We start from the raw sequence: 26,350 nt of genomic DNA on the forward strand, positions 1-26,350 counted from the left end.
TGCCGGGCTTGTGGCTCGGGTTCAAGCGGCGCGTCCAGTTGACAGGTGAGCTTCTTGGGCCACACCTCAATGAGACAAGTCACTTATGTTGCGAACCAGCGACGATAGCCGCAGACGCCCGTGCGGTCAAGCAAATATTGCCCCAACCCCTTGTCGCCACGCCCGCTTCTGACCGACGCCTGACCGGCGCGCCGCCTCATGACGCTGCAAGCCGGTCCACGTTTTACCCCTGCTTACGCAAAAATTTGTTAGCATCCGCGAGTTTTACGACATTTTTCGATCGATTACGCGCACGCTCGCTGCGCCGACCCCCAAACGGATGGCATCAGACAAGGAACTCGCCGATTTTCTGGCGGGCGTCGAAAGGCGCGCATTCAAGCAGACGGTCTACGCCGTGCGGGACGACGACGCCTCGCTGGACATCGTGCAGGACGCGATGATCAAGCTCGCCGAAAAATACGGCGATCGCCCCGCGGCCGAACTTCCCCTGCTGTTTCAGCGTATTCTGCAGAATGCGACGCACGACTATTTCCGTCGTGCCAAAGTGCGCAATACCTGGGTGAGCCTGTTCTCGTCGCTCGGCAATTCCGACGACGACGAATTCGATCCCCTCGAAACGTTCGAAGCCGAGGAAGGCTCCGCGGGCGCCGAGAGCAACGAGCGCAAACTCGAACGCGAACAGGTCTTGCAGCAAATCGACGACGAGATCCAAAAGTTGCCGGCACGTCAACGGGAGGCGTTTCTCATGCGTTATTGGGAAGATATGGATGTCGCCGAGACTGCCGCCGCGATGGGCTGCTCCGAAGGCAGTGTGAAGACGCACTGTTCGCGGGCCACCCACACGCTCGCACAAGCGCTCAAGGCCAAAGGAATCACGCTATGAGCTCCCTCGAAACAAAAGAACTCGAGTTCGCGCGCCAGGTGCGCCGCGCGCTCGACGAAAATGCCGCCAGCCTTGCCCCCGCCACCGTCGACCGACTCGCCGCGGTGCGCCGCGCCGCGCTCGCCCGCAAGAAGCCCGAAATCGTGACCGCGCCGGTGTTCGCGCCCGCTCTGGCCGGCGTCGGCATGCCGTCCGGCCTGTCGCAGGGAGAACTGCGCAATGCGCCATTGCCGCAACGCCGCCGCTCGCCGCTGCGCCGCTTCGCGCTTGCGTGGCCGCTCGCCGCGCTGGTCGTGAGCCTCGTGGGCATTGCCTACTGGGAAGACCAGCAGCGCACCGCCGAACTCGCCGATATCGATGCCGCCATGTTAAGCGACGACCTGCCGCTCAATGCCTATCTCGACCACGGCTTCAACGCGTACCTTTCACGCGCCCACTGAGCGGGAGATTTTTCGGGTGAGTTACAAGCGCGGCCTGGCCGTAGTTTTCGGATGCACGATTGCGGCCCTGGTGTCGTTTGCCGCGACGTATCCGCGCTTTTATCCGAGTTCCCAGCCTGCCGGCGCGCCCGCCGCCGGCAATGGCGCCGCGCCCGCGCCGGCGCCCACGCTCGCCGTCGAATTGCCGAGCTTGCCCGGCAGCAAAAGTCCACTGGCCTGGTCGCGCCTGAGCGCCGCCGAACACGTCGCGCTTGCCCCGTTCCAGTCCGAGTGGGATTCCTTCAGCGAAGAGCGTCAGCGTAAATGGCTGAAAATTGCATCCCGTTACTCGAAATTGTCGCCTGAGGCGCAAAAACGGCTGCATGACCGCATGACCGAATGGGTGCGCATGACGCCCGATCAGCGGCGCGTCGCGCGCGAAAACTATCAGGTCTCGAAGCAGTTGCCGCGTGAGACACGTCAGAACGCGTGGAAGGCCTATCAGCAATTGCCCGAGGAGCTGAAGCAGCGCCTCGCCGCGAGCGAGCACAAGCGCCGCCCGAGCGTGGTCAGCGCGCCGCCGTCGGGCCGCAGCGAGATCAAGGGGCTCGACCGGCTCGTCAATGCGCGCGAGCACGGCGCGAGCGGCGCGGCGTCGGCGAGCGCGGCGGTCCCGGCGTCGTTGCCGAGCCCGGCGTCGGTGCCGGGTGCGCCGGCCGCGGGCAGCTTCGTCCCCGCCACGCCGGTGCCGGTTTCGCCGGCCGAGGCGCCGTCGATCTTCAACGGTTCATGAGCCGCCGCGCCGTGTCCGAACCGAACGTGACCGCCCACGCCCATTCGGATCAAGGTCCGGCCTCGCCCGTTACGGCTGCCGTTCCGTCCAGCCAGCCGCCAACCGTGCGCCGCCGCCTCGCCGCGCTGCTCTACGAAGCGCTGCTGCTGTTCGGCGTCGTGTTCGTCGCCGGCTATCTGTTCGGCACGCTCACGCAGCAACGCAACGGACTCACGCACCACAACCTGCTCGCGACGTGGATCGGTCTCGTCGTCGGGTTGTATTTCGTGTGGTTCTGGACCCACAGCGGCCAGACACTGCCGATGAAAACCTGGCGCCTGCGCGTCGTCGCGGCCAACGGCGCTCCGCTCTGCGCATGGCGCGCGATCGCGCGCTACCTGCTCGCGTGGCTATGGTTCCTGCCGCCGCTCGCGCTGCATCCGATCCTCGGCCTCAGCGTTCCGCGCACGCTCATTGCCGCCGCGGTCTGGTTCGTTCTCTGGGCGGCGACCGGCTGCTTCGGCGCGAGCCGCCAGTTTCTGCACGACCGTCTCGCCGGCACACGCGTGATCGACGTCACGCGCTAAGGCACGCGCTAGGGCAAGCGCTCAGGCACGGCCCACCTTCCTCCCGCTTCATCGTCCGCAAGCCGTCGCAGTAATAAGAACTTCTCATGACTGTCACGGCACAGTCACGCGCCGTAGGCCCAATACGGGCACTGCAACTCGACGCGTGAGCCATGGACTCGAATACGTCCGCGACTTCCCTGTTCCGCCAGACCGGCCCGAGCGTCGACCCCGTCGCGTTGCGCCCCGAACCCAGTCAGAGCACCGGCTTGCCGCTGGCCGTGGCCGTGCCGCCGCTCGACGCCGAGACGTCGCGGCACGACGACGATCATGCCGATCCGCATCGCTACCGCACGATCTGGCTCTCCGACATCCACCTCGGTTCGAGCGGCTGCCAGGCGCCGTATCTGCTGGACTTCCTGCGCCACAACGAGTCGGAGTATCTGTATCTCGTCGGCGACATCATCGACGGGTGGCAGTTGAAGAAAGGCTGGTACTGGCCGCAGGCGCACAACGACGTCGTGCAGAAGGTGCTGCGCAAGGCGCGCAAAGGCACCCAGGTCGTCTACGTGCCCGGCAATCACGACGAAGCCGCGCGCCAGTTCTGCGACCTCGCGTTCGGCGACATCCACGTGCGCGGCGAGGCGTTTCACACGACGCTCGCCGGCAAGCGCCTGTGGATCGTGCACGGCGATCTGTTCGACGGCGTGATCCAGCACGCGAAGTGGCTCGCCTATCTCGGCGACACGCTCTACACGATGATCCTGATCCTGAACCGCTGGTTCAACCGCATCCGCAGCCGACTCGGCTTTCCGTACTGGTCGCTGTCGCAATACCTGAAGCACCAGGTGAAGAACGCGGTGAACTTCATCTCGTCGTTCGAACGCGTGATGACCGACGAGGCGCGCCGCCGAGGCTGTGACGGCGTGGTCTGCGGGCACATCCACAAAGCCGAAATACGCGACATCGACGGCGTGCTGTATTGCAACGACGGCGACTGGGTGGAAAGTCTGTCGGCGCTCGTCGAGACGTACGAAGGCGAACTCAAGGTGATTTACTGGACCGTGATGCGCTCGCCGCAAGCCGGCGTGCAGAAGGCCCGGGCAACCGCGTAATCCCTTTAACTTCTGTTGGGCCGAATCGAGGAACCAAATCGATGAAGATCATGATCGTCACCGACGCGTGGGAACCGCAGGTCAATGGCGTCGTGCGCACGCTGAAGAACACCACGCGCGAGCTTACCGAACTCGGCCACCGCGTCGATCTGCTGACGCCGCTCGAATTCCGGACGATCCCCTGCCCGACTTATCCTGAGATCCGCCTGTCGTTGCTGCCGCGCCGCAGGCTGCACGCGCGCATCGACGCGTTCCAGCCCGACGCCCTGCACATCGCGACCGAAGGCCCGCTCGGCATGGCCGCGCGCGCCTATGCGATCCGCCACAAGCTGCCGTTCACGACCGCCTATCACACGCGCTTTCCGGAGTACGTGCAGGCGCGCTTCGGCATTCCGCTCGCGGCCACGTACAAGTTCCTGCACTGGTTCCACAAGCCGTCGCTGGCCGTGATGGCGCCGACGCCGGTCGTGAAGAGCGACCTCGAAAAATTCGGCTTCACGAACGTCGTGCTGTGGACGCGCGGCGTCGATCTCGACATCTTTCACCCGATGGACTCGAAGGTGCTCAACACCGCGCGGCCGATCTTCCTGTATGTGGGGCGCGTGGCCGTCGAAAAAAACGTCGAGGCGTTTCTGAAGCTCGATTTGCCGGGCTCGAAATGGGTGGCCGGCGAAGGCCCCGCGCTCGCCGAACTGAAGTCGCGCTATCCGCAAGCGAATTACCTGGGCGTGCTCACGCAGGCTGAACTCGCGAAGGTCTATGCCGCGGCGGACGTCTTCGTGTTCCCGAGCCGCACCGATACGTTCGGGCTCGTGCTGCTCGAAGCGCTCGCCTGCGGCACGCCGGTCGCGGCGTATCCGGTGACCGGTCCGATCGACGTGCTCGGCGACGGCGGCGCCGGCGCGATGCACGAAGATCTCCAGGAAGCATGTCTCGAAGCGCTGAAAATCGAGCGCGCGCATGCCCGCGCGTGGGCCGAGCGCTTTTCGTGGGCGGCGGCTTCCGAGCAATTCGCCGCGCATCTGAAGCCATTGCCGCACGCGGCCTATCGCGAGGAAAGCGCAGCCGCGTGACGCGGCGCGCCGGATTGTCCATGCGAGCCAGATCCCCCCACGCGAGCCGCGCGTCGAACGGCGCGTTGCGCGCCGTGCGCGCCGGCGACGATCAACCGGACGACGAAACCGGCGCGCGCGTCGAGCCGTTCGAGGACGTCAGCGAGTCCGGCGGCGCGCCGTACGATGCCCAGGCGCATGGCATGAACGGCCATGGCGGCGCGCACGTCGCGAGCAAGTCTCAATCTGCGCCGCAGCGCCAGCCGCTTCAGGAAACCGACCAGGAAGCTCGTCACGAAGCGCACCACGAACCGCTCGGCCCCGACGATCCGCTCGCGCCGCTGCCCTTTAATCCGTACAAGGGCAATCGCGGCCTCACGCGGGCCTGGCACGCGATGAAAAACTCGCTCGCGGGCTTTCGCGTCGCGATCCGCGAGGAAAGTGCGTTTCGCCAGGAACTGACGCTCGCGGCGATTCTGCTTCCGTGCGGCGTGCTGGTTCCGGTCGAGCCAGTTTCGCGCGTGTTGCTGCTGGGCTCGGTGCTGCTGGTGCTGATCGTCGAGTTGCTGAATTCGAGCCTGGAAGCGGCCATCGACCGCATCTCGCTCGAACGGCACGAACTGTCGCGCCGCGCCAAAGACCTGGGCAGCGCGGCGGTGATGGTCGCGCTCGGCATGTGCGTGATGACGTGGGCGTTGATCGTCGGGCCGCTCGTCGTGCACTGGGTGAAAGCGTGGCTTTGAAAACGCCGCGATAAACGTTGCGATAATCGTTGCAATAAACCTTGCGATGAACGCCGCGATCAATGCCGGGCGCTCGCAGCGCGACTTCCGCAATGCGCGGCGTCGCGCGCTGCATCGCCCGAAAAATGAAAACCCTGAGTACCCGTCGGGTTTTAGAACGCTCGGTTTATAATCGTCCGGCAGTCTTAAAAATAGCAACCGCGTCCGGGTGGACCCTTAGCTGCGGCACGCCGCCGCGCGCCCAACCCGGCGTAACCAGGGCCGGACGACATGGAAGCCAAACCTCCCCGCCGCACGCGCGAACGGATACTCGAACTCTCGTTGAAGCTGTTCAACGAAATCGGCGAGCCGAACGTCACGACGACGACCATCGCCGAGGAAATGGAAATCAGTCCAGGCAACCTGTACTACCACTTCCGCAACAAAGACGACATCATCAACAGCATCTTCAGCCAGTTCGAGCAGGAGATCGAAAAGCGTCTGCGTTTTCCCGACGACCATCGCGCGACCATCGACGAAATGTGGTCATATCTGCAGTACATGGTCGATTTCACCTGGCGCTATCGTTTCCTGTATCGCGACCTGAACGATCTGCTCGCGCGCAATCGCACACTGGAAACCCACTTCAAGCAGATCATCAGCCACAAGGTGCGCTTTGCGAGCCAGTTCTGCGACCAGCTCGTGGCGGACGGCGAAATGGTCGCCACGACCGATGAACTGCAGGTCATCGCGACCAACATCGGCGTGATCGCAACCTACTGGCTGTCGTACCAGTTCGTGATGAACCCGCGCAAATACAACGAGCAGGAAACGATTCGCGCGGAACTGCATCAGGTGAGCGTGCAGATCGTGTCGCTGATGGCGCCTTACCTGCGCGGCCGCTCGCGCCAGATTTTCGACGACCTCGTGTCCGGCAAGCTGGAAAAGCGCGAGTTCTACGACTATCTGCCGCCCAAGGAAGGCGCCGCGCCTCGCAACGAATAAGGACGTTTTTCCATGAAGTCGGTGTGTGTGTACTGCGGCTCCTCCAATGGAGCCAAACCGTTATATGCCGAGGCCGCGCGCGCGTTCGGCCGCGCGCTCGTGCAAGCCGATCTCGCGCTCGTGTACGGCGGCGGCAAAGTGGGCCTGATGGGCGTGATCGCCGACACGGTCATGGCCGAAGGCGGCCGCGCGATCGGCGTGATTCCCGAATTGCTCGTCAACAAGGAAGTCGGCCATAACGGCCTGACCGAGTTGCATGTGGTGCCCGACATGCATCATCGCAAGAAGATGATGGCCGACCTGTCCGATGCGTTCGTCGCGATGCCGGGCGGCGCGGGCACGCTTGAAGAGTTCTTCGAGGTCTACACGTGGGCGCAGCTCGGCTATCACCAGAAGCCGGTCGCCCTGCTCAATATCGACGGCTTCTACGATCCTCTGTTCAAGCTGCTGGATCACACGGTGGAAGAAGGCTTCATGCGGCCAACGTATCTGAACATCCTGCAAATCGACGCCGATCCGGCGGCGCTGATCGGCAAGCTGCAGCGGTATCAGCCGCCCCTCGCGGACAAATGGGCCGTGAATCGCGACGCCGTTTGATACATGTTTGATGCCTGATTGATGCCCGATTGGCGCCTGATTGATGCATGTCGGGTGCATGTCGGGTACGCATTCGATGCGCGCGCCCGCCGCCAGATTGCGCGCCAACTCCCTTACACAGTGAGGTTGCAATGAGCCGAACCGTTCTGATCACCGGCGGCAGCCGCGGCATCGGCCGCGCGACGGCGCGTTTGCTGGGCGCGCGCCGTGCTTCGGTCGGCGTGAACTATGCGCACGATCTCGCGGCCGCCAATGAGACCGTCGCGGAAGTCGAGCGCGCCGGCGGGCGCGCGCTGGCCATTCCCGGCGACGTCGCCAGCGAAGCCGACGTGATCGCCATGTTCGACGCCGTCGAGCAGCGGTTCGGCCGGCTCGATGCGCTCGTCAACAACGCGGGTATCGTCGCGCCGTCGATGCCACTCGCGGACATGGATCTCGCGCGCCTCACGCGCATCTTCGACGTGAACGTGCTCGGCGCGTATCTGTGCGCGCGCGAAGCCGCGCGGCGCATGTCGACGGATCGCGGCGGCGCGGGCGGTGCGATCGTCAATGTTTCGTCGGCGGCGGCGCGCCTTGGGTCGCCGAACGAATACGTGGATTACGCGGGCTCCAAAGGCGCGGTGGATACGCTGACGCTCGGTCTCGCGAAGGAACTCGGCCCGCGTGGCGTGCGTGTGAACGCGGTGCGTCCGGGTCTCATCGACACGGACATCCACGCGAGCGGCGGCAAGCCCGACCGCGCCGCGCAACTGGGCGCGTCGACACCGCTCGGCCGTCCAGGCCGCGCCGACGAGGTGGCCGAAACCATCGTCTGGCTGCTGAGCGACGCCGCCTCTTACGTGACGGGGGCGCTGCTCGACGTCTCCGGCGGCCGCTAGCGCACAGCGCGCTTTCTCATGCGGCGCGTGATCTCGCGCTGCGTTTCCGTTGCCCTTGCCCTTGCCCTTCGAATTCCATGCGTTTGCACCGGCATTCGCGATGAAATGGGCAATTGCCGCCGCTATTGGCCGCTATTTCTGTAATCGACCGTAATGTTGAAAGATTACAATCGCTGACGATTGCGCGCCGTCGCGCGCGACGCAAGCCAGAACATCCGATTCTCATGCAAGAAAAGTCAACCGAGCCTTGGCGCACGGGGAATGCCGCGGTCGCGGCGCCGACGCCGACGCCGGCCGGTCTCTTCGACAGCGCGCGGCAGGCGGCGTCCGGCGCTGCCGCAAACGAGCCCGAAGCCCTCGGGGCCGTCGCACCCGACACGCGGGCCGCCGATACATCCGCCCCGCAAACGATTACCGGCAATCGAAACAGCCGCGGCCGCGAGCGCCTGCGCGCGCTGAGCGCCGTGCGTCCGCTGATGTGGCTCGTCGCGCTCGCCATCCTGTGCGCGTGGCTATTGCCGGGCACGTTGGGCCACGATCCGTGGAAGCAGGACGAGACCTACACGTTCGGCATCGTCCAGCACATGCTCGACACCGGCGATCTGGTCGTGCCGACCAACGCCGGCCAGCCGTTCGTCGAAAAGCCGCCTATCTACGACTGGGTGGCCGCCGGCTTTGCATGGATGTTCGGCCGCTTCATGCCGTTGCACGACGCCGCGCGCCTCGCGAGCGCGCTGTTCGCCGGCTTGACCGTCTACTACACGGCCCGCGTCGCGCGCCGCGCAGTGGACGCGCCGAGCTGGTTCGACGTGCGTGTGATCGGCTCGCTGGCGCTCTTCGGCGGCACGCTCGTGGTCGTCAAGCATGTGCACGACATGATGACCGACGTCGCGCTGATGGCCGGCGCCGCCGTCGGCTTCTGCGGACTGTTCGAACTCGTGCTCGCGCACATGCGCGACGAGGCGCGGAACAGAAGCCGGCAAAGCCCGCTGTCTTCCGCCGAAGTCCGTCAGCGCCGTCACGCGATTCTGAGCGGCGCGGCGATGTTCGGCGCGGGCGTCGGCGTCTCGCTGCTCGCCAAGGGCCTGTTCGTGCCGCTCGTGTTCGGCGCGACCACCTGCGCGGCGCTCGTGCTGTATCCCGCGTGCCGCAGCCGCAGCTTCATGGGCGCGCTCGGCGTCGCGGGGCTCGCCTTCGCGCCGTTCGCGCTGATCTGGCCGATCTGCTTCTATCTGCGCTCGGAAACGCTCTTCAAGGTCTGGCTGTGGGATAACAACGTCGGCCGCTTTTTCGGCTTTTCGGTCGCCGAACTCGGCTCCGAAAGCGAGAGCCGCCTGTTCGTGCTGCGCACCGTGCTGACCGTCGGCTTTCCGGTCGTGCCGCTCGCGCTCGCCGCGCTCGCGGGCGGCGCGTGGCGGCGCTGGCGCGATCCGCGCGTCGCGTTGCCGGCGCTGTTCGCGTGCATCGGTTTCGCCGTGCTGCAAAACTCGGCGACGATCCGCGAACTGTACATTCTGCCTTTCCTCGCGCCGCTCGCCTTGCTGGCGATGCAAGGCGTCGAGCGGCTGCCGCAGCGTCTGCACGCCGCCTGGGACATCCTGAGCCGCGTGCTGTTCGGCAGCACGGCGGCGCTCGCGTGGATCATCTGGGCGATCATGTGCAGTCCGGCGAATACGCACGCGTCGCTGCATCGGCTCGGCCGCTGGCTGCCGCTCGACTGGGTGTTGCCGGTCAAGCCCGGCCTGATTGCCGCCGCCTTGCTGATGACCTTCGGCTGGTTGTGGCTGCTGCCCATCTTCAAGCACACGGGCAAATGGCGCGGCGCGCTGAGCTGGTGCGCGGGCGCAATCGTCGCGTGGGGCCTCGTGAGCACGCTGCTGTTGCCGTGGCTCGATTACGCGAAAAGCTACCGCTCGGTATTCGAGAATCTGGCCACGGCGCTGAATGTGCAATGGAACGACGGCGATTGCATGGCAAGCGTCGGGCTGGGCGAATCCGAGGCGCCGATGCTCGACTACTACGCAGGCATCGAGCATCGGCCGACAGCCGACCCGCGCACGACCGAGTGCACGTGGCTGATCGCCGAGAGCCGTCGCGACAACGCACGCATGCCCGCGGGCGGCTGGCGTCTTTTCTGGACGGGCGCGCGCCCCGGCGATAACGACGAGTTGTTGCGCGTTTTCGTGCGCACGGCAACGCCCGGCAAATAAACCGACCGACACGCGGACGAATAAGCGGCCGGCAAGCCAGGCGCGGTGCATCAGGGCCGCGCGGCCCGCTTCTTCGCGCGCGACTGGAACGACGAGCCGGGTTCCCGCAAAAAGGCAGTTTCTTCCGCCGTCGATTCGCGCGCGAGCAGCGCATTGCGATGCGGAAAGCGCCCAAAACGCTCGATGATTTCCGCGTGCCTCACCGCGAACGAGTAATACGACTCGCCGCCCGGCTCCGCAGCGAGCGCCTTGAAAAGCCGCAGCGACGCCTGCTGGCTCGCGAGCGTTTCGTCGTGTTCGAACGGCAAATACGCGAACGCCCGATGATGCGCGTGCGGCAACCGTCGATCCGCGCCGCTCGCGATCATCCGCTGCGCGATTTGCAGCGCCTTCCGGTCGGCCGCGAACGCGCGCGCCGTGTCCCGGTGACAGTTGCGCGAAAACTGATCCAGCACGATGACGAGCGCGAGCGCGCCGAGCGGCGTCGCGGTCCAACTGTCGAGCCGCGAGTCGACGGCCGCATCGATCAGGTTTCCGAAACGTTCGCGCAGCATGGCGTCGAACGAGTTGTCGGCGGAAAACCAGCGTTTGCGCGGCTCGCCGAAGTCCGGCGAATCCGGCGCGCCGAACCAGCAGTCGAGCACCGCGCGCGCTTGCGGGTCGAGCACGGCGTAGCCGGCGCGATCCGCGGCGGCGGCGGCTTCGTCAACCATTGCGGTTGCGCATCCAGTCGGCGGTTTCGAAGAACGAGCCGAGCAGACGCTCGCGGAGCGGCTCGGCAAGCCCGATGTCTTCCATCGCCCAGGCCATGCAGCGCAGCCACTGATCGCGTTCGCCCGACGCGATCGCGAACGGCAGATGGCGCGCTCGCAAGCGTGGATGTCCGAACCGGCTGATGTAATGATCCGGGCCGCCCAGCCATCCGCACAGAAACCAGAACAGCTTGTCGCGCGAACCGTCGAGCGACTGCGGATGCAACGCGCGAATGCCCGCGAAGTCCGCTTCAAGATCCATCAGGTCGTAAAAACGATCGACCAGTTCGCGCACGCGCGCTTCACCGCCGACCAGTTCGAAGGCCGTCGGCTGCGCCGCGGACACTTCGTCATCAAGCTCGCTCATACCCACTCACCAACAGAAAAATAGTCAGGCATCCCGCAACGACTGCAACGCGGGACGCGACAACACATGCCGCAAGCTCAGCCAGCCGCCGAGCGCGGCACAGGCGACGCCCGCCGCGACGCCAGCCGGCAGCAACCACGGATCGAAGTCCAGATAGAACTGGAACACGCGAGTCGCGAGCACCCAGCCGATGATCTGCGCGCCGGCCGCTGCCATCAATCCGGCAAGCGCGCCGACCGCGACGAACTCGGCGATCTGCACCGCGCGCACCTGCCGGTGCGACGCGCCGAGCGCCCGCAGCAGCGCGGATTCTCGCATACGCTCGTCGCGCGTGCCGGCGAGCGCCGCGTACAGCACCAGCACGCCCGCCGCGAGCGTGAACGCGAACAGGAACTGCACCGCGCCGATCACCTGCTGCAACACGCGCTGCACCTGCGCGAGAATCGGACCCGTGTCGATCGCCGTGAGGTTCGGATAGGCGGCGATCAGTCCGTCGATGCTCGCGCGTTTTTCCGGCGCCAGATGAAAGCTCGTGATGAACGTAGCCGGGAAATCCCGCAACGCGACGGGCGGCATCAGCACGAAGAAGTTGACCTTGAACGAACCCCAGTCGAGCTTGCGCACGCTCGTGACCGGCGCGTCGATCTGCAAGCCGGTCACGTCGAAGCGCAGCACGTCGCCGGGTTTCACGTTGATCAGCTTCGCGAGGCCTTCTTCAATCGAAATCTGCGGCGTCTTCGCGTCGCCGTACCACGAGCCGGCGGAAATGCGGTTGTCGTCGGGCAAGTCGGTCGTGTACGACAGATTGAATTCGCGGTCGACGAGCCGCTTCGCGTCGTCGCCCTTGAACGAATCGGGATTGACGGCCTTGCCGTTGATCGCCGTGAGCCGGCCGCGCACCATCGGCGAAAGCGCCGCGCCGGGCACGCCGTGCGTGTCGAGATAATGCGTGACGGCGTCGCGCTGATCCGGCTGGATGTCGATGATGAACTCGTTCGGCGCGTCGGGCGGCGTCGATTTGCGCCAGCCGGCCACGAGGTCGTTGCGCGTCATCGCGATCAGCAGAAGGCACATGAGGCCGATGCCGAGCGCCGTGATCTGCAACGCGCTCGCGCTGCTGCGCCGCTCCAGCGACGCGAGCGCATAACGCCAACCGATTCCCGCATTCACGCGCTCGCTGCGCACGAAGCGCGCCGCGCCCCACAGCGCGAGCCGCGCGATGCACGCGAACACGAGCAGACCGCCCGCAAATCCGCCCGCGACAATGCCGCCGAGTTTCAACTCGCCCGCCGCGACGATCAGCAGCCCCGCGAACAGCACGATGCCAAGCGCGTAGGCAGCCCACGCCGTGCGTCCTGCTTCGCCCCACTCGCGGCGCAGCACGCGCACCGGCGGCACGCGCGTGAGCGGCAACAGCGGCGGCAGCGCGAAACCGAGCAGCAGAATGAGACCGGCAGCGAGGCCTTCGAGCGCGGGCCAGGCCGTGGGATACGGCAATGCGACGTCGATCAGACTGCCGAGCCACGTCAGCAACGCGAGATGGCCGAGATAGCCGAGCGCGAGGCCGAGCGCGCCGCCCATCACGCCGACGCCCACGAATTCGAGTGTGAACAGCGCGCGCAGCGTGGCCTGACTCACACCGAGACATCGCATGGCCGCGCAGCCGTCCAGATGGCGGCGCATATACCGGTGCGCGGCCATGGCGATCGCCACGGCCGCGAGCAGCGCGGTCAGCAGCGAGACGAGCGTAAGGAAGTGACTCGCGCGGTCGAGCGTCTGGCGCACTTGCGGCTGGCCGTCTTCCAGCGATTCGAGCGCGACGCCGCGCATCTTGCCGCCGTCTACCCTGTCATGCGCGAATTGCGCGAAGCGCGCCACCGACGCATCCGCGCCCGCCACCAGCAGCCGGTACGTCACGCGGCTGCCGAACGTGACGAGGCCGGTGGACTGGACTTCGTCGGCGCGCAGCATCAGACGCGGCGAAAAGTTGACGAACGAGAAGCCGCGGTCCAGCTCGCGCGTGATCATCGCGCCGATCGCGAAACTGCGGTTGCCGACCTTCACCGTGTCGCCGACGCGCAGCTTGAGCGCGTCGAGCAACTGCTCGTCGACCCACACCGTGCCCGGCGCCGGAATGGATTGCGCGGGACGATCCGCCGCGCCGGGCGCCGGCGCGATCCGCACCGCGCCGCGCAGCGGATAACCCGGCGACACCGCCTTGATCGCGGCGAGGCGCGACACCGGCTGCGCGCCCGTCGAATTGATCATGCTGGGAAAGATCGCCGTGGTCGCCGTGTTGAGCCCGAGCGCCTTGGCCTGCTGTGCGAATTGCGGATCGACCGGATGATCGGCGCGCACGATGAAGTCCGACGCGATCATGCGCCGCGCGTCGCGCTCGAGTCCCTGATGCAAACGGTCAGCGAGAAAGCCGACACTGGACAGCGCCGCGACGGCCAGCACCAGCGCGAGCAGCAACATGGTCAGTTCGCCGGCGCGCCAGTCGCGCGCCGTCATGCGCCACGCCTGATGCAACAGATCGCCGAAGCCAAAGCGCCGCGCCTCAGGGACGGCGACGCGCGCCGTGGTACGTCTGGCCGAATCGTTCAATCGTGCCGGCTCCTCGCGAAGCGCGACACCATATGCATCGCCATGCCGCGAAAGCCGCCCTGCACGCCGCGCCACAAACGCGGCAACACCCAGCCGGCGAGCACCAGAAAGCCGACGATCAGCACCAGAAACAGCAAGGGCACGAAGAGCGCGAGCAGGATGCCGCCGAACACGAGACCGTCTTCGGCCGTGGACGTGACGACATTCGATACCGGTTCCGGCGACAGATTGATCAGCGCGCGCGTGCCCGCCTTCGTGAGATGCGCGGTGCCCGCGAGCGTGCCGCCCGCGAGCGCCGCGACCGTCAGCAGCGCCGGGTCGGCATGGCCGAGCGCGCCGGCCGCCAGAACCGCGCCGGCCGGAATGCGAATGAAAGTGTGAATCGCGTCCCACAGCGAATCGAACGCGGGGATCTTGTCGGCGAGGAATTCAGTGACGGTCAGCACGCCCGCCACACCGATCACCCACGGCGACGACAGCGCGGACAACGTATCGGGAAGATGGATGAGACCGAGGCGCCCGAACACGCCGGCGAGCAGAACTGTCAGGTAGAGGCGCAGGCCGCTGCCCCACGAGAGCCCCGCAGCAAGCGAAAGTGATTCAAGCATGGCCGCCTCCCAGGCGCGCTGGGCGTGCCGGGCGCTTCGACGAGGCAATCAGCACGAGTCGCCACACCGAAGTCGTCAGACCCGCGCCAAGCCGGCCGCGCCGAGCAGGCCGCGGGCAATTTCAGGTACGTTTCTATCCCATTATAGCCACGTTAATTCGCAGAACGCAGAGTGGCTCTCAAAATGACAACGCGCAAAAAGTGGGCCGCGCGCGGCGCGAGCCGGCGCGCGGCCACGCGTCGTTCAATGTCCCGACGACAGCTTCAACCCGATCAGACCGACCACGATCAGCGCCGCGCTGGCGAGCCGCGCGGCGCTCACCGCCTCGCCCATCATCACGATGCCGAAGATGAACGCGCCGACCGCGCCGATGCCCGTCCAGACCGCGTAGGCGGTGCCGAGCGGCAACTGGCGCATGGCCATGGCCAGCAGCACAAAGCTGCCGATGGCGGTGACGAGGGTAAAGACAGAGGGCCACAGGCGGGTGAACCCTTCGGAACTCTTGAGACCGGCCGCCCACGCGACTTCAAGCAGACCGGCGATAAACAGAAGAACCCAGGACATGAGACAGCTCCATGATCAGATGGGGCCGTCCCCGTGTGTGAAATGAACGCAAGGTCGTCCTTACGAAGCTGTAATTATAACAATCCACCCGGCTTCATGCCGCGCGGCGCGCCCGCCGCCCTCTTCACGCGAGGCCGACGAGCCGGTAACCGACGCCCGTCTCCGTGACGATATGCTCGGGCTGCGCCGGATCGCGCTCGAGCTTGCCGCGCAAATGCGCCATATAGATGCGCAAGTAGTGATAGCTCTCCACATGCGACGGCCCCCATACGTCGCGCAGCAATTGCCGGTGCGTCAGCACGCGGCCGGCATGGCGCACCAGCGTGGCGAGCAGCCGGTATTCGATCGGCGTCAGATGAACCGCCGCGCCGTCGCGCGTCACCTGCCGCAACGCCAGATCGACGCTCACCGTGCCGAAGCGCACCAGCGGCGTTTCGTTCGCGCCGCCCTGATTGCGCCGCCGCAGATGCGCGCGAATCCGCGCGAGCAGTTCCGACACGCCGAACGGCTTGGTCAGATAGTCGTCGGCGCCGGCATCGAGCGCGGCAACCTTCTCGCTCTCCTGCGTGCGCGCCGACAGCACGATCACCGGCAACTCGCTCCAGCCGCGCAATTCGCGGATCACGTCGAGTCCGTCGGTGTCGGGCAGACCGAGATCGACGATCACGAGATCGGGCTTGCGCGTCGCCGCCTCCACGAGACCCTGCTTGCCGGTCTCGGCGTCGTGCACGGCGATGCCCTCGCCTTCCAGCGCCGCCCGCACGAACCGGCGGATCTGCTTTTCATCTTCGATCAGCACGACGGTGATGCTCAGTTCACTCATGGGTAGGTTTGGAAAGCGGGATTAAAGTGGGCGCGGCCTCGGCTTCAAAACCTTCGAGGCCTTCGGGCACCTCGGGCGGCGTTTCCACCGGCAGTGTGAACCAGAAACGCGCGCCTTCGACGCGTCCGTCCGCCGACACGCGATTCAGCGCGCCCACACCGCCGCCATGCGCTTGCACGATCGCGCGGCAAATGGCGAGGCCGAGACCGATGCCGGGCTTCGCCGACTCCTTCTCGCCGCGCGTGAACTTCTCGAACACGCGCGCTTCCATGCCGGCCGGCAGCCCCGGCCCGTTATCGTCGACGGTGACGCGCACGAACGGCCTGCCGTCCGCTTCGACACGCTGCGCGCCGATCGCAAGCGGCGTGGCGGGCACAGTATATTTCGCCGCGTTCTCGAAGAGGTTCGAGAAAAGCCGCTCCATCAGCACCGCATCCAGATGCAGCAGAGGCAGGTCCGCGGCGAGATTGACCTGCACCGGATGCCCCGTCAGCACGCGCCGGCATGCGCGCAGCGCGGCGCCGACGGTTTCTTCGAGCAGCGTCCATTGCCGGTTCAGTTGCAGACTGCCGGCCTGCAGGCGCGCCATGTCCAGCAGATTCGTGACGATGCCGGTCATGCGCAGCGCTTCTTCGTGGATAGCGTCGACCAGTTCGTCATCGCGCTGCCTGTCGCCCTCGTGCACGGCGTCGCCCGCGCCTTCGCGCCCACGCGATTGCGCGAGCATCGACGAAAATCCGACGATGGTCGTCAGCGGCGTCCGCAAATCGTGCGAAATCGCGGATAAAAGCGAGTTGCGCAAACGTTCGGATTCCATACTGACGAGCGCGTCGCGTGCAATATCGACGTAATGCACGCGCTCCAGCGCAAGCGCGATCTGGGCGGCGAACGCGTCGAGCATGCGTTGCTGCTCGGGCACGTTCAGCTCGCGCTCGCCGCGTTCGCCGCGCAGCACGACGGCCAGCACGCCGCGCGTGCGCATCGGCGCCTTGAGCGGCAGATACAGCGCGGCGGCGGCCGGCAGCGTGTCGGTGCCGTGTCCGGCGGGCTTCTGCTGGTCATAGACCCATTGACCGACGTCGAGATCGAGCAACTCGCCTTCGAGTGTGACGGCCGCGTCGGGGTCCTCGATCTTCTGCCTGACCTGATCGGCGCTGTCCGGCAGCAGAATCGCGACGCGCGCGCCGAACACCTCGCTCACATGCCGGCTGCCGATGCCGACGATCTGCTCCGTGGTCAGCGCCGCCGCCAGTTCGCGCGCCATCGCGTACATCGCGCCGGTGCGCTGCTCGCGGCGCCGCGCCACGCGCGCCTCGCGCCGCAAGCTCGACGTGAGATGGCTGATCACGAGCGAGGTCAGCAACATGCCGAGAAAGGTCAGCAGATATTGCGTATCCGACACCGACAGCGACAAGCGCGGCGGCACGAAGAAAAAGTCGAACGCGGCCACGCTCAGGAACGACAGCAGCACACCCGGCCCGCGCCCCAACTTGACCGCGGCGAAGACCACGCCGAGCAGATACAGCATGACGAGGTTCGTCAGATCGATGCGGTCAATCAGTTGGCTCGACAACGCCGTGATGCCCGCGCAGATCGCCAGCGCAAACGCGTACGCGCGCGGCGGCGAGCGCCGTTCGCGCGCGGCGCTGAGCGCGTCGCGCCACGAGTTGGCCGTCGTGCTGAGCAGACGGCGCTGCGCGGCGCTGTCGTGTTCGGACGACGCACGGATCAACGTGAGATCGATATGACCCGCGCGCTCCGCGATGCGCTCGCCCAGCGGCCGGCGCAGCCGGCGCGCGATGCCCGTGCGCGCCGACACGCCCGCCACCAGCTTCGACACATTGCGCGCCTGCGCATAGCCGATCAGCGCGAGCGCCGCGTCGGCGGCAGCGAGCGTCGCTGTTTCGGCGCCCAGTTCGGCGGCGAGCTTCAACGCGTTGAGCGTGCGTTCGCGGCGCGCGTCGGGCAAACGCTGCAACGCGGGCGTCTCGACGTAGACGGCGAGCCAGTCGGCCTTCAGGCCCGCGGCAAGACGCGCCGCCGCGCGCACCAGCATCGGCGCTTCCGGGCCCGGCCCGACGCACACCAGCAAGCGCTCGCGCGCCTGCCAGATGCGCTCGATGGAACGGTCCGCACGATACTCGCGCATCTGCGCGTCGACGCGATCCGCGGTGCGCCGCAACGCGAGTTCGCGCAGCGCGATCAGATTGCCCTTGCGAAAGAAGTTGCGCACCGCGCGCTCGGCCTGCTGCGGCAAATACACTTTGCCGTCGCGCATCCGGTCGAGCAGTTCCTCGGCGGGCAGATCGACCAGCGTGACTTCGTCGGCGCGATCGAACACGCGGTCGGGCACCGTCTCCCATACGCGAATGCCGGTGATCTGCCCAACCACGTCATTCAGACTTTCGAGGTGCTGAACGTTGACTGTCGTGTACACGTCGATGCCGGCGTCGAGCAGTTCATACACGTCCTGCCAGCGCTTCAGATGCCGCGCGCCCTGCACGTTCGAATGCGCGAGTTCGTCGACGAGAATCAGTTGCGGCTTGCGGGCAAGCGCCGCGTCGAGGTCGAACTCGCCGAGCTTGCGGCCGCGATAGTCGATCTGCGCGAGCGGCACCGCGTCGAGGCCTTCGAGCAGCGCCGCGGTTTCGCCGCGCCCATGCGTTTCCACGACGCCGACCACCACGTCCGCACCTTCGTCGTGACGGCGGCGCGCCGCCTGCAACATCGCATACGTCTTGCCGACGCCCGCCGACGCGCCGAAAAAAATCTTCAGCTTGCCGCGCTGACGTCGTTCTTCGTCACGCTGCAGCTTGTCGAGCAGTTCGTCGGGGTCGGGGCGGTTCATGCCAGGAGATTTTCATCGTCGGGCGAGCGGCGGTGTGTGCATGGTGGCACGGTGGCCGTTCGGCCGCAAATGGTCGAGGACGAGGCCATGGGGTCAACCGCGCTTCATCTCGTCGAGCGCGAGGTTCAGTTGCAGCACGTTCACGCGCGGCTCGCCGAGCACGCCGAACTGACGCCCGCTCGTGTAGCGGTCCACCAGCAACTGGACGTCGCTCGGCGCGAGCCCGCGCGCCCTGGCCACGCGCTGGATCTGATAAGCGGCGGCGGCCGGGCTGATTTCCGGGTCGAGGCCGCTGCCCGACGACGTGACGAGATCGACCGGCACCGGCTCCGACATATCGGTGCCGGCGGCTTTCAACGCGTCGATGCGGCCTTTCACTTCATCGACGAGCGCCGGATTGGTCGGCCCGAGGTTCGAGCCGCCGGAGCCCTGCGCGTTGTACGGCATCGGGCTCGTGGCCGAAAGACGTCCCCAGAAGTAGCGCGGCGCATCGAACTGCTGGCCGATCAGCTTCGAGCCGGCCACTTTGCCGTCATGCTCGATCAGACTGCCATTCGCCTGGTGGCGAAACACGGTCTGCCCCACCGCCGTCATCAGCGCGGGATAGGCGAGGCCCGTGACGACGGTAAGCACCGCGAAAAGCACGATCAACGGACGCAACAGTTTTTTCATGATGATTATTTCCTCGTAGGCTGCCGCGACTCACACCCAGCCGAGCGCGGCCAGCACCATATCGATCAGCTTGATGCCGAAGAACGGCACCACGATTCCACCCAGTCCATACACCAGCAGATTGCGCCGCAGCAGGATCGCCGCGCCGAGCGCGCGATAGCGCACGCCTTTGAGCGCGAGCGGAATCAGCAGCACGATGATCAGCGCGTTGAAAATCACCGCCGACATGATCGCGGACGCAGGCGTGGCGAGATGCATCACGTTCAATGCGTTGAGCGCCGGATAAGTGGTCGCGAACGCCGCCGGAATGATCGCGAAGTATTTGGCGACGTCGTTGGCAATCGAGAAGGTGGTGAGCGAGCCGCGCGTCATCAGCATCTGTTTGCCGATTTCCACGATCTCGATCAGCTTGGTCGGATTCGAGTCGAGGTCCACCATATTGCCCGCCTCTTTCGCGGCCTGCGTGCCGGTGTTCATCGCCACCGCGACGTCGGCCTGCGCGAGCGCGGGCGCGTCGTTGGTGCCATCGCCGGTCATCGCGACGAGCCGGCCTTCGGCCTGATGCGCGCGGATGGTCGCGAGCTTGGCCTCGGGCGTGGCTTCGGCGAGAAAGTCGTCGACGCCCGCTTCCGCCGCGATGGCCGCCGCGGTCAGGCGGTTGTCGCCCGTCACCATCACCGTCTTGATACCCATCTTGCGCAACTCGGCAAAGCGCTCCTTGATGCCGCCCTTCACCACGTCCTTCAACTCGATCACGCCGAGCACGCGCGCGCCCTGTTCGCCTTTCTCCGCGACCACGAGCGGCGTGCTGCCGCGCCGCGCGACCTCGGTCACCGCGTTGTTCACCTCGCCCGGAAAGCGGCCGCCGTTCGCCTCGACGTAATGCTTCACGGCGTCGGCTGCGCCCTTGCGGATTTCGCGGTCCGGCGCGCCGGAAGACGTCCCCGTGGGCGACAGATCGACGCCGCTCATGCGCGTTTGCGCGCTGAACGCGAGGAACACCGCGTGCAGCGAGGCCATGTCGCGTTGGCGGATATTGAAGCGCTGCTTCGCGAGCACGACGATGCTGCGGCCTTCGGGCGTTTCGTCGGCGAGCGACGAAAGCTGCGCCGCGTCCGCGAGCGCTTCCTCGGAAAAGCCGGGCGCAGGCATGAACTGCGACGCCTGCCGGTTGCCGAGCGTGATCGTGCCGGTCTTGTCGAGCAGCAGCACGTCGACGTCGCCCGCCGCTTCCACCGCGCGGCCCGACGTGGCGATCACGTTCGCCTGCATCATGCGGCTCATGCCCGCCACGCCGATGGCCGACAACAATCCGCCGATGGTGGTCGGAATCAGGCACACGAGCAGCGCGACCAGAGCGGTAATCGTGACGACATGTCCGGCTTTCGCGGCGTCCACGGAGAACATGGAAAACGGCAACAGCGTCGCGGTGGCGAGCAGCATCACGATCGTCAACGCGACGAGCAGAATGGTCAGCGCGATTTCGTTCGGCGTCTTCTGACGCTTCGCGCCTTCGACCATCGCGATCATGCGGTCGAGAAACGCCTCGCCAGGATTCGCCGTGACGCGCACGACGATCCAGTCGGACAGCACGCGCGTGCCGCCCGTCACCGACGAAAAGTCGCCGCCCGACTCGCGGATTACTGGCGCGGATTCGCCGGTAATCGCAGATTCGTCGACGGACGCGACGCCGTCGAGCACTTCGCCGTCGGCTGGAATCACGTCGCCGGTTTCGACCAGCACCACGTCGCCCTTGCGCAGATCCGATGCGGTGAGAATGCGGATCGGCGACTTCGGATGCGGCTCGTTGAGCTTCTTCGCCATCACGTCCTTTTTCGCGCTGCGCAGCGACGCCGCCTGCGCTTTCGAGCGGCCTTCGGCGAGCGCTTCGGCGAAGTTCGCGAACAGCACCGTGAACCACAGCCACAACGTGACCGCGAGAATGAAACCGGCGGGTGCCTCGGCCTGGCCGCCGAGGGCGGCGATCCACAGCACGGTCGTCAGAATGCTGCCGACGTACACGCAGAACATCACCGGATTGCGGAACTGCGTGCGCGGCGTGAGCTTCTTGAAGGAGTCCAGAATCGCCGGGCGCAAGAGCGCCGGATCGAACATGGACCTCGTTGCATGATGTTCAGTCATTGAATCCTCGAATTTCGCTTTGCATGGGCCGCGTCAATGCGCGCCCATCATCATCAGATGTTCGACGCCGGGGCCGAGCGCGAGCGCGGGCACGTAGGTGAGCGCGCCGACCAGCAGCACCGTGCCGAGCAACAGCACGACGAACAGCGGTCCGTGCGTCGGCAAGGTTCCGCCCGTCGCGCCGATGCGCTTTTTCGCGGCAAGCGAGCCCGCGATGGCCAGCACCGGAATGATCGTGCCGAAGCGGCCGAACCACATCGCGATCGCGGTCAGCCAGTTGTAGAACGGCGTCCCCACGGTGAGGCCCGCGAACGCGCTGCCGTTGTTGTTCGCGGCCGAGCTGAACGCGTAGAGAATTTCGGAGAAGCCGTGCGCGCCGGGATTCGCGATGCCCGCCTTGCCCGCGTCGCTGAGCACCGCGATCGACGTGCCGACCAGCACGAGCAGCGGCGTGAGCAACACGACGATCGACACCATCTTCATCTCGTACGCCTCGATCTTCTTGCCGACATATTCCGGCGTGCGGCCGATCATCAGACCGGCCACGAACACGGCGAGCAGCGCGAACACCAGCATGCCGTAGAGACCCGAACCGACGCCGCCGAAAATCACTTCGCCGAGCTGCATCAGGAGAAGCGGATAGAGCCCGCCGATCGGCGTCAGCGAATCGTGCGTGTTCGCGACCGCGCCGCACGAAGCCGCCGTCGTCGCGACCGTGAAGATGCCGGACTGCGCGATGCCGAAGCGCGTTTCCTTGCCTTCCGCATTGCCGCCCGATTGCAGCGCGTTCGCCGACTGATCGACGTGCAACGCCGCGATGGCCGGATTGCCGCCCTGCTCCGCGCCGATCTCGCCGAACACGCAGACGCCGAACGCAATCGTCATCGCCGCGAGCACGGCCACGCCCTGGCGGCGGTCCGCGATCATGCGGCCGAACACGAGCGCGAGCGACGCCGGAATGATCAGAATCGAGAAGATCGCGAGGAAGTTGGCGAACGGCGTCGGATTTTCATACGGATGCGCCGAATTGCCGTTGAAGAAGCCGCCGCCGTTGGTGCCGAGCATCTTGATGGCTTCCTGCGAGGCAACCGGACCCATCGCGATGGTCTGCGTTGTCACCGGCGTATCGACGGTGAGCGCGTTGCCCTTCGCGTCCTTCAACGGATTGCCTTGCGCGTCGAGCTTCGGCGCGGCGTAGCTCGTGGCCTGCAAGGTCGGCACATCTTCGTAGGCCTTGAAGTTCTGGATCACGCCCTGGCTCATCAACAGCGTCGCGACGACGATCGACATCGGCAGCAACACGTAGAGCGTGACGCGCGTCAGATCGACCCAGAAGTTGCCGATAGTCAGCGCGGTATGGCGCGCGAAGCCGCGAATCAGCGCGATCACCACCACGATGCCGGTGGCCGCCGACAAGAAGTTCTGCACGGTGAAGCCGAGCATCTGCGTGAGATAGCCGACCGTTTGTTCCGGCGTGTAGTCCTGCCAGTTCGTGTTGGTCACGAAGCTGACGGCGGTGTTGAACGCGCCGTCGACCGTCATCGCGCCCAGATGCTGCGGATTGCCGGGCAGCCAGCCCTGCACGCGCAACAGCGCATACAGAAACACGGCGCCCAGCACGTTGAACGAAAGCGTGGCGATCGCGTAATGCTTCCAGCCCATTTCCGCCGAGGGATCGACGCCGGCGATGCGATACAGCAGCCGCTCGACCGGTGCGCCGATGCGCAACACGCGCGAGCTGCCGTCCATCACGGCGCCGAGATAGCGCGACACCGGCACGGCGGCGGCCAGCAGCACGACAATGAAAAGCACGGCCTGCAAGACATTGTTCGAATTCATTCGATGTCCTCCGCGCGCAACAGCGCATAGACGAGGTAGGCGAACAGCAGCGCGGTCGCGGCGCCGGACATCCACAAGATCCAGTTCATGAGCGCGCTCCCTGACCGCGCCGCAACGCCATCAACTTCTCGCAGCCGGCAACCAGTGCAAAGCTCAGCGCGGCAAAAAGCGCGATGGCCCCGACGTACAGCACATCCATTTTTATTCCCCATTGACGGATTTCGGATAGATGCAACGATAGGTCGAAGCACATAAAGGCCCGATCAAAGCTCGCGTGCGGCGTATAAAAATCGCGTAAACGGAAAAGGGCCGCTCCATCGCGAGATGGAACGGCCCTTCGGGATGAGCGCCGATGCGCTGGCTGGAACTACGGCAGCAGGATCGTCGAACCCGTGGTCTTGCGCGCTTCGAGATCGGCGTGCGCCTGAGCGACGTCGGCGAGCGCGTAGCGCTGATTGATGCTCGTCTTGACCTTGCCCGTGACCAGCACGTCGAACAGCTCGGCGGACATGGCCTCGTAGTCGCTGCGCTTGCCTATATAGGTGAACAACGTCGGACGCGTGAAGAAGAGCGAGCCGCGGCCGGCGAATTCCGACGAGTCGATCGGCGGCAGCGGTCCCGACGCATTGCCGAAGCTCACGAACATGCCGAGCGGCGCGAGGCAATCGAGCGAGCCCGTAAACGTGTCTTTACCGATGGAGTCGTACACCACCGGCACGCCCGCGCCGTTGGTGATCTCGCGCACGCGCTTCGTGAAGTTCTCGCGCGTATAGACGATCGCGTGATCGCAGCCGTGCGCCTTCGCGATCTCCGCTTTTTCGTCCGAGCCGACCGTGCCGATCACCGTCGCCCCGAGCGCCTTCGCCCACTGGCACACGAGCAGGCCGACGCCGCCCGCCGCGGCCTGAATCAGGATCGTGTCGCCGGCCTTCACCGGATACGTGCGGCGCAGCAGATACTGCGCGGTGAGACCTTGCAGCATCACCGAAGCGGCCTGCTCGTCGCTCACCGCGTCCGGCAGCCTGATGACCTGCGCCGCCGGCAGCACGCGCTCCTCAGCATACGCGCCGGGCGGCCGCCCGACATAGGCGACGCGGTCGCCCGTCTTCAAACCGCTCACGCCCGCGCCGAGCGCGGTCACTTCGCCGGCCGCCTCCATGCCGAGACCGCCGGGCAGTGGCAGCGGGTACAGACCGGTGCGGAAGTACACGTCGATATAGTTGAGACCGACCGCCGTCTGCCGGATGCGGATTTCATCCGCGCCCGGCTCGCCGACGTCCACGTCGACCCATTTCATGACTTCGGGGCCGCCGGTTTTATCGAATCGGATTGCCTTGACCATTCATGTCTCCTTGATGGGAAAAGCTGGCTGATTGCGCGACCGATGCATGCTTCGCACGCCGCGTCACGCCTGCTGCGCGAGGCGCAACGTGAGCACGTCGAGAACCATGCGCGCCGTGGAAATGTTGGTCGCGCACGGAATGTTGTGCACGTCGCACGCACGCACGAGCGCGTTGATGTCCGGCTCGTGCGGCTGCGGCGTCATCGGATCGCGCAGGAAGATCACCATGTCCACCCGCCCTTCCGCGAGTTGCGCGCCGATCTGAAGGTCGCCGCCATGCGGCCCCGACAGCATCCGCTCGACCGTGAGGCCGTGCGCCTCGGCAATGCGTCCGCCGGTCGTGCCGGTCGCGATGATGTCGCAGCGCCGGAGCGTATCGACATATTCGCCGGCCAGTTTGACGATGTCGTCCTTCTTGTGGTCGTGCGCGATCAGCGCAATGCGGGTGGTCATGACGTAAGACTCCTGAAACCGTTGTGATTGTTCGTTGTTGTGATGTTGCCCGGCGTGCTGCGTGAGACGGCACCCTGCTGCGGACCGCGCCCGTTCAGAATGCGTTCGTTCAGAATGTGCCCGGATAGGCGCCGCCGTCGATCAGCCAGTTCTGCCCGGTGATATAGCCCGCATGCACGCTGCACAGGAACGCGCACGCGCGGCCGAATTCGTCGCGGTTGCCGAAGCGCCCGGCCGGAATCGTCCTTGTGCGCCGCTCGCGGGCTTCCTCGATGGAAATGTTTTGCGACTTTGCCTGCGCCTCGAACGTGACCGCGATCCGGTCCGTGTCGAACAGGCCCGGCAGCAGATTGTTGATCGTGACGCCGGTGGGCGCCACCTTGCGCGCGAGGCCCGCGACGAAACCGGTGAGGCCCGAGCGCGCGCCGTTCGACAGGCCGAGCACGTCGATCGGCGCCTTCACCGCCGAACTCGTGATGTTGACGATGCGCCCGTAGCCGCGCGCGCTCATCGAGTCGATGGTCGCGCGGATCAGCTCGATCGGCGTGAGCATGTTGCTTTCCAGCGCGCGAATCCAGTCGTCGTGCGTGAAGTCGCGGAAGTCGCCCGGCGGCGGACCGCCCGCGTTGTTGACGAGAATGTCAGGTTGCGGGCAGGCGGCGAGCGCCGCGGCCCGGCCTTCCGGCGTGGTGATGTCGCACGCGACCGTCTTCACTTGCACGCCGCTCTGCTTGCGGATTTCCGCGGCGGTCGCCTCCAGCGTTTCGGCGGTGCGCGCGACGATCGTCAGGTTCACGCCCTCGGCCGCGAGCGCTTCGGCGCAACCGCGCCCGAGACCCTTGCTCGCCGCGCAGACAAGCGCGGTGCGTCCTGCAATTCCCATGTCCATGTGTCGATTCTCCTCGTTGACGTCCTGTTGGCGGGCTGGCGACCGGCGAGCCAGACCCCCGATTCTAGAAGAATCGGTGCCCGACTGCGGGAAGCCGCTGCAATCTCCGGTATCTTCGAGTGGCACTCTTTCGGTAAACTTGCGCGGTGGCGCGTTCGCCGGCCGTCGCAGTTTGTTTTCGCCCGCCGTGCAAAGCGCCGAACCGATCTTTCGAATCGGCCCCGA

26 protein-coding genes are annotated in these 26,350 nt (G+C 66.0%); 11 read left to right on the top strand and 15 right to left on the bottom strand.

Annotated elements, in window-relative coordinates:
* Nucleotides 1-319 precede the first annotated feature (319 nt).
* The 11 genes from VOM14_RS15400 to VOM14_RS15450 all read left to right on the top strand — a co-directional run bounded on the left by VOM14_RS15400 (nucleotide 320) and on the right by VOM14_RS15450 (nucleotide 10,219).
* On the top strand, nucleotides 320-883 hold the full coding sequence (locus VOM14_RS15400) for an RNA polymerase sigma factor (protein WP_327629580.1): 564 nt from the start codon (nucleotides 320-322) through the stop codon (nucleotides 881-883).
* Nucleotides 880-1,323, top strand: a complete 444-nt coding sequence (locus VOM14_RS15405) for a DUF3619 family protein (RefSeq protein WP_327629581.1) — start codon at nucleotides 880-882, stop codon at nucleotides 1,321-1,323. Before VOM14_RS15400 ends, VOM14_RS15405 begins: the two co-directional genes overlap by 4 nt.
* Before the next feature lie 16 nt (nucleotides 1,324-1,339).
* On the top strand, nucleotides 1,340-2,095 hold the full coding sequence (locus VOM14_RS15410; RefSeq protein ID WP_327629582.1) for a DUF3106 domain-containing protein: 756 nt from the start codon (nucleotides 1,340-1,342) through the stop codon (nucleotides 2,093-2,095).
* Between the two features lie 11 nt (nucleotides 2,096-2,106).
* Nucleotides 2,107-2,661 carry an RDD family protein gene (locus VOM14_RS15415; protein ID WP_442955545.1) on the top strand — a complete coding sequence of 185 codons (555 nt, stop codon included), beginning with the start codon at nucleotides 2,107-2,109 and terminating at the stop codon, nucleotides 2,659-2,661.
* A 152-nt stretch (nucleotides 2,662-2,813) separates the two neighbouring features.
* Nucleotides 2,814-3,755 carry a UDP-2,3-diacylglucosamine diphosphatase gene (locus tag VOM14_RS15420; RefSeq protein WP_327629583.1) on the top strand — a complete coding sequence of 314 codons (942 nt, stop codon included), beginning with the start codon at nucleotides 2,814-2,816 and terminating at the stop codon, nucleotides 3,753-3,755.
* Between the two features lie 41 nt (nucleotides 3,756-3,796).
* On the top strand, nucleotides 3,797-4,828 hold the full coding sequence (locus VOM14_RS15425) for a glycosyltransferase family 4 protein (RefSeq protein WP_327629584.1): 1,032 nt from the start codon (nucleotides 3,797-3,799) through the stop codon (nucleotides 4,826-4,828).
* A 20-nt stretch (nucleotides 4,829-4,848) separates the two neighbouring features.
* Entirely contained in the window at nucleotides 4,849-5,550 is a 702-nt protein-coding gene (locus VOM14_RS15430) for a diacylglycerol kinase (RefSeq protein ID WP_327629585.1), read from the top strand.
* A gap of 270 nt (nucleotides 5,551-5,820) precedes the next feature.
* Entirely contained in the window at nucleotides 5,821-6,534 is a 714-nt protein-coding gene (locus tag VOM14_RS15435) for a TetR/AcrR family transcriptional regulator (RefSeq protein WP_327629586.1), read from the top strand.
* Between the two features lie 12 nt (nucleotides 6,535-6,546).
* Nucleotides 6,547-7,131 (top strand): TIGR00730 family Rossman fold protein, encoded by a 585-nt coding sequence (locus VOM14_RS15440; protein WP_327629587.1) that lies wholly within the window; start codon nucleotides 6,547-6,549, stop codon nucleotides 7,129-7,131.
* A gap of 131 nt (nucleotides 7,132-7,262) precedes the next feature.
* Nucleotides 7,263-8,009, top strand: a complete 747-nt coding sequence (locus VOM14_RS15445; RefSeq protein WP_327629588.1) for an SDR family oxidoreductase — start codon at nucleotides 7,263-7,265, stop codon at nucleotides 8,007-8,009.
* 224 nt (nucleotides 8,010-8,233) lie between these two features.
* Complete coding sequence (locus tag VOM14_RS15450) at nucleotides 8,234-10,219, top strand: ArnT family glycosyltransferase (RefSeq protein WP_327629589.1); 1,986 nt, start codon at nucleotides 8,234-8,236, stop codon at nucleotides 10,217-10,219.
* Between the two features lie 50 nt (nucleotides 10,220-10,269).
* Here the strand turns inward: VOM14_RS15450 and VOM14_RS15455 are convergent, their stop codons facing one another.
* The 15 genes from VOM14_RS15455 to VOM14_RS15525 form a co-directional block, all read right to left on the bottom strand.
* Entirely contained in the window at nucleotides 10,270-10,932 is a 663-nt protein-coding gene (locus VOM14_RS15455; RefSeq protein WP_327629590.1) for a DUF924 family protein, read from the bottom strand.
* Nucleotides 10,925-11,338 (bottom strand): group II truncated hemoglobin, encoded by a 414-nt coding sequence (locus tag VOM14_RS15460; RefSeq protein ID WP_327629591.1) that lies wholly within the window; start codon nucleotides 11,336-11,338, stop codon nucleotides 10,925-10,927. Before VOM14_RS15460 ends, VOM14_RS15455 begins: the two co-directional genes overlap by 8 nt.
* A gap of 24 nt (nucleotides 11,339-11,362) precedes the next feature.
* Nucleotides 11,363-13,945: an ABC transporter permease gene (locus VOM14_RS15465; protein ID WP_327629592.1), complete on the bottom strand. Its 2,583-nt coding sequence runs from the start codon at nucleotides 13,943-13,945 to the stop codon at nucleotides 11,363-11,365.
* Nucleotides 13,942-14,553 carry a DUF4126 domain-containing protein gene (locus VOM14_RS15470; protein ID WP_327629593.1) on the bottom strand — a complete coding sequence of 204 codons (612 nt, stop codon included), beginning with the start codon at nucleotides 14,551-14,553 and terminating at the stop codon, nucleotides 13,942-13,944. Before VOM14_RS15470 ends, VOM14_RS15465 begins: the two co-directional genes overlap by 4 nt.
* Before the next feature lie 243 nt (nucleotides 14,554-14,796).
* Complete coding sequence (gene sugE / locus VOM14_RS15475; protein ID WP_327629594.1) at nucleotides 14,797-15,117, bottom strand: quaternary ammonium compound efflux SMR transporter SugE; 321 nt, start codon at nucleotides 15,115-15,117, stop codon at nucleotides 14,797-14,799.
* 124 nt (nucleotides 15,118-15,241) lie between these two features.
* Nucleotides 15,242-15,940 carry a two-component system response regulator KdpE gene (gene kdpE / locus VOM14_RS15480; RefSeq protein WP_327629595.1) on the bottom strand — a complete coding sequence of 233 codons (699 nt, stop codon included), beginning with the start codon at nucleotides 15,938-15,940 and terminating at the stop codon, nucleotides 15,242-15,244.
* Entirely contained in the window at nucleotides 15,933-18,788 is a 2,856-nt protein-coding gene (locus VOM14_RS15485; RefSeq protein ID WP_327629596.1) for a sensor histidine kinase KdpD, read from the bottom strand. The genes kdpE and VOM14_RS15485 overlap by 8 nt, the downstream gene beginning before the upstream one ends.
* Nucleotides 18,789-18,881: 93 nt before the next feature.
* Nucleotides 18,882-19,460, bottom strand: coding sequence for a potassium-transporting ATPase subunit KdpC (gene kdpC, locus VOM14_RS15490; RefSeq protein ID WP_327629597.1), 579 nt, complete (start codon nucleotides 19,458-19,460; stop codon nucleotides 18,882-18,884).
* Nucleotides 19,461-19,490: 30 nt separating this feature from the next.
* Nucleotides 19,491-21,602: a potassium-transporting ATPase subunit KdpB gene (kdpB, locus tag VOM14_RS15495; RefSeq protein ID WP_327629598.1), complete on the bottom strand. Its 2,112-nt coding sequence runs from the start codon at nucleotides 21,600-21,602 to the stop codon at nucleotides 19,491-19,493.
* A gap of 33 nt (nucleotides 21,603-21,635) precedes the next feature.
* Nucleotides 21,636-23,441 carry a potassium-transporting ATPase subunit KdpA gene (gene kdpA, locus VOM14_RS15500; protein ID WP_327629599.1) on the bottom strand — a complete coding sequence of 602 codons (1,806 nt, stop codon included), beginning with the start codon at nucleotides 23,439-23,441 and terminating at the stop codon, nucleotides 21,636-21,638.
* Nucleotides 23,438-23,530, bottom strand: coding sequence for a K(+)-transporting ATPase subunit F (gene kdpF, locus VOM14_RS15505; protein ID WP_025602389.1), 93 nt, complete (start codon nucleotides 23,528-23,530; stop codon nucleotides 23,438-23,440). The genes kdpA and kdpF overlap by 4 nt, the downstream gene beginning before the upstream one ends.
* Complete coding sequence (locus tag VOM14_RS15510; RefSeq protein ID WP_327629600.1) at nucleotides 23,527-23,640, bottom strand: potassium ABC transporter ATPase; 114 nt, start codon at nucleotides 23,638-23,640, stop codon at nucleotides 23,527-23,529. The genes kdpF and VOM14_RS15510 overlap by 4 nt, the downstream gene beginning before the upstream one ends.
* A 168-nt stretch (nucleotides 23,641-23,808) precedes the next feature.
* Nucleotides 23,809-24,783: a quinone oxidoreductase family protein gene (locus VOM14_RS15515; RefSeq protein WP_327629601.1), complete on the bottom strand. Its 975-nt coding sequence runs from the start codon at nucleotides 24,781-24,783 to the stop codon at nucleotides 23,809-23,811.
* 63 nt (nucleotides 24,784-24,846) lie between these two features.
* A complete protein-coding gene (locus VOM14_RS15520; protein WP_327629602.1) occupies nucleotides 24,847-25,236 on the bottom strand; it encodes a methylglyoxal synthase in 390 nt (129 codons plus the stop codon).
* Nucleotides 25,237-25,345: 109 nt separating this feature from the next.
* Nucleotides 25,346-26,125, bottom strand: a complete 780-nt coding sequence (locus tag VOM14_RS15525) for an SDR family oxidoreductase (protein ID WP_327629603.1) — start codon at nucleotides 26,123-26,125, stop codon at nucleotides 25,346-25,348.
* Between the last annotated feature and the right edge of the window lie 225 nt (nucleotides 26,126-26,350).

This window comes from Paraburkholderia sp. MPAMCS5 (assembly GCF_036016995.1).
Taxonomy (GTDB): Bacteria; Pseudomonadota; Gammaproteobacteria; order Burkholderiales; family Burkholderiaceae; genus Paraburkholderia.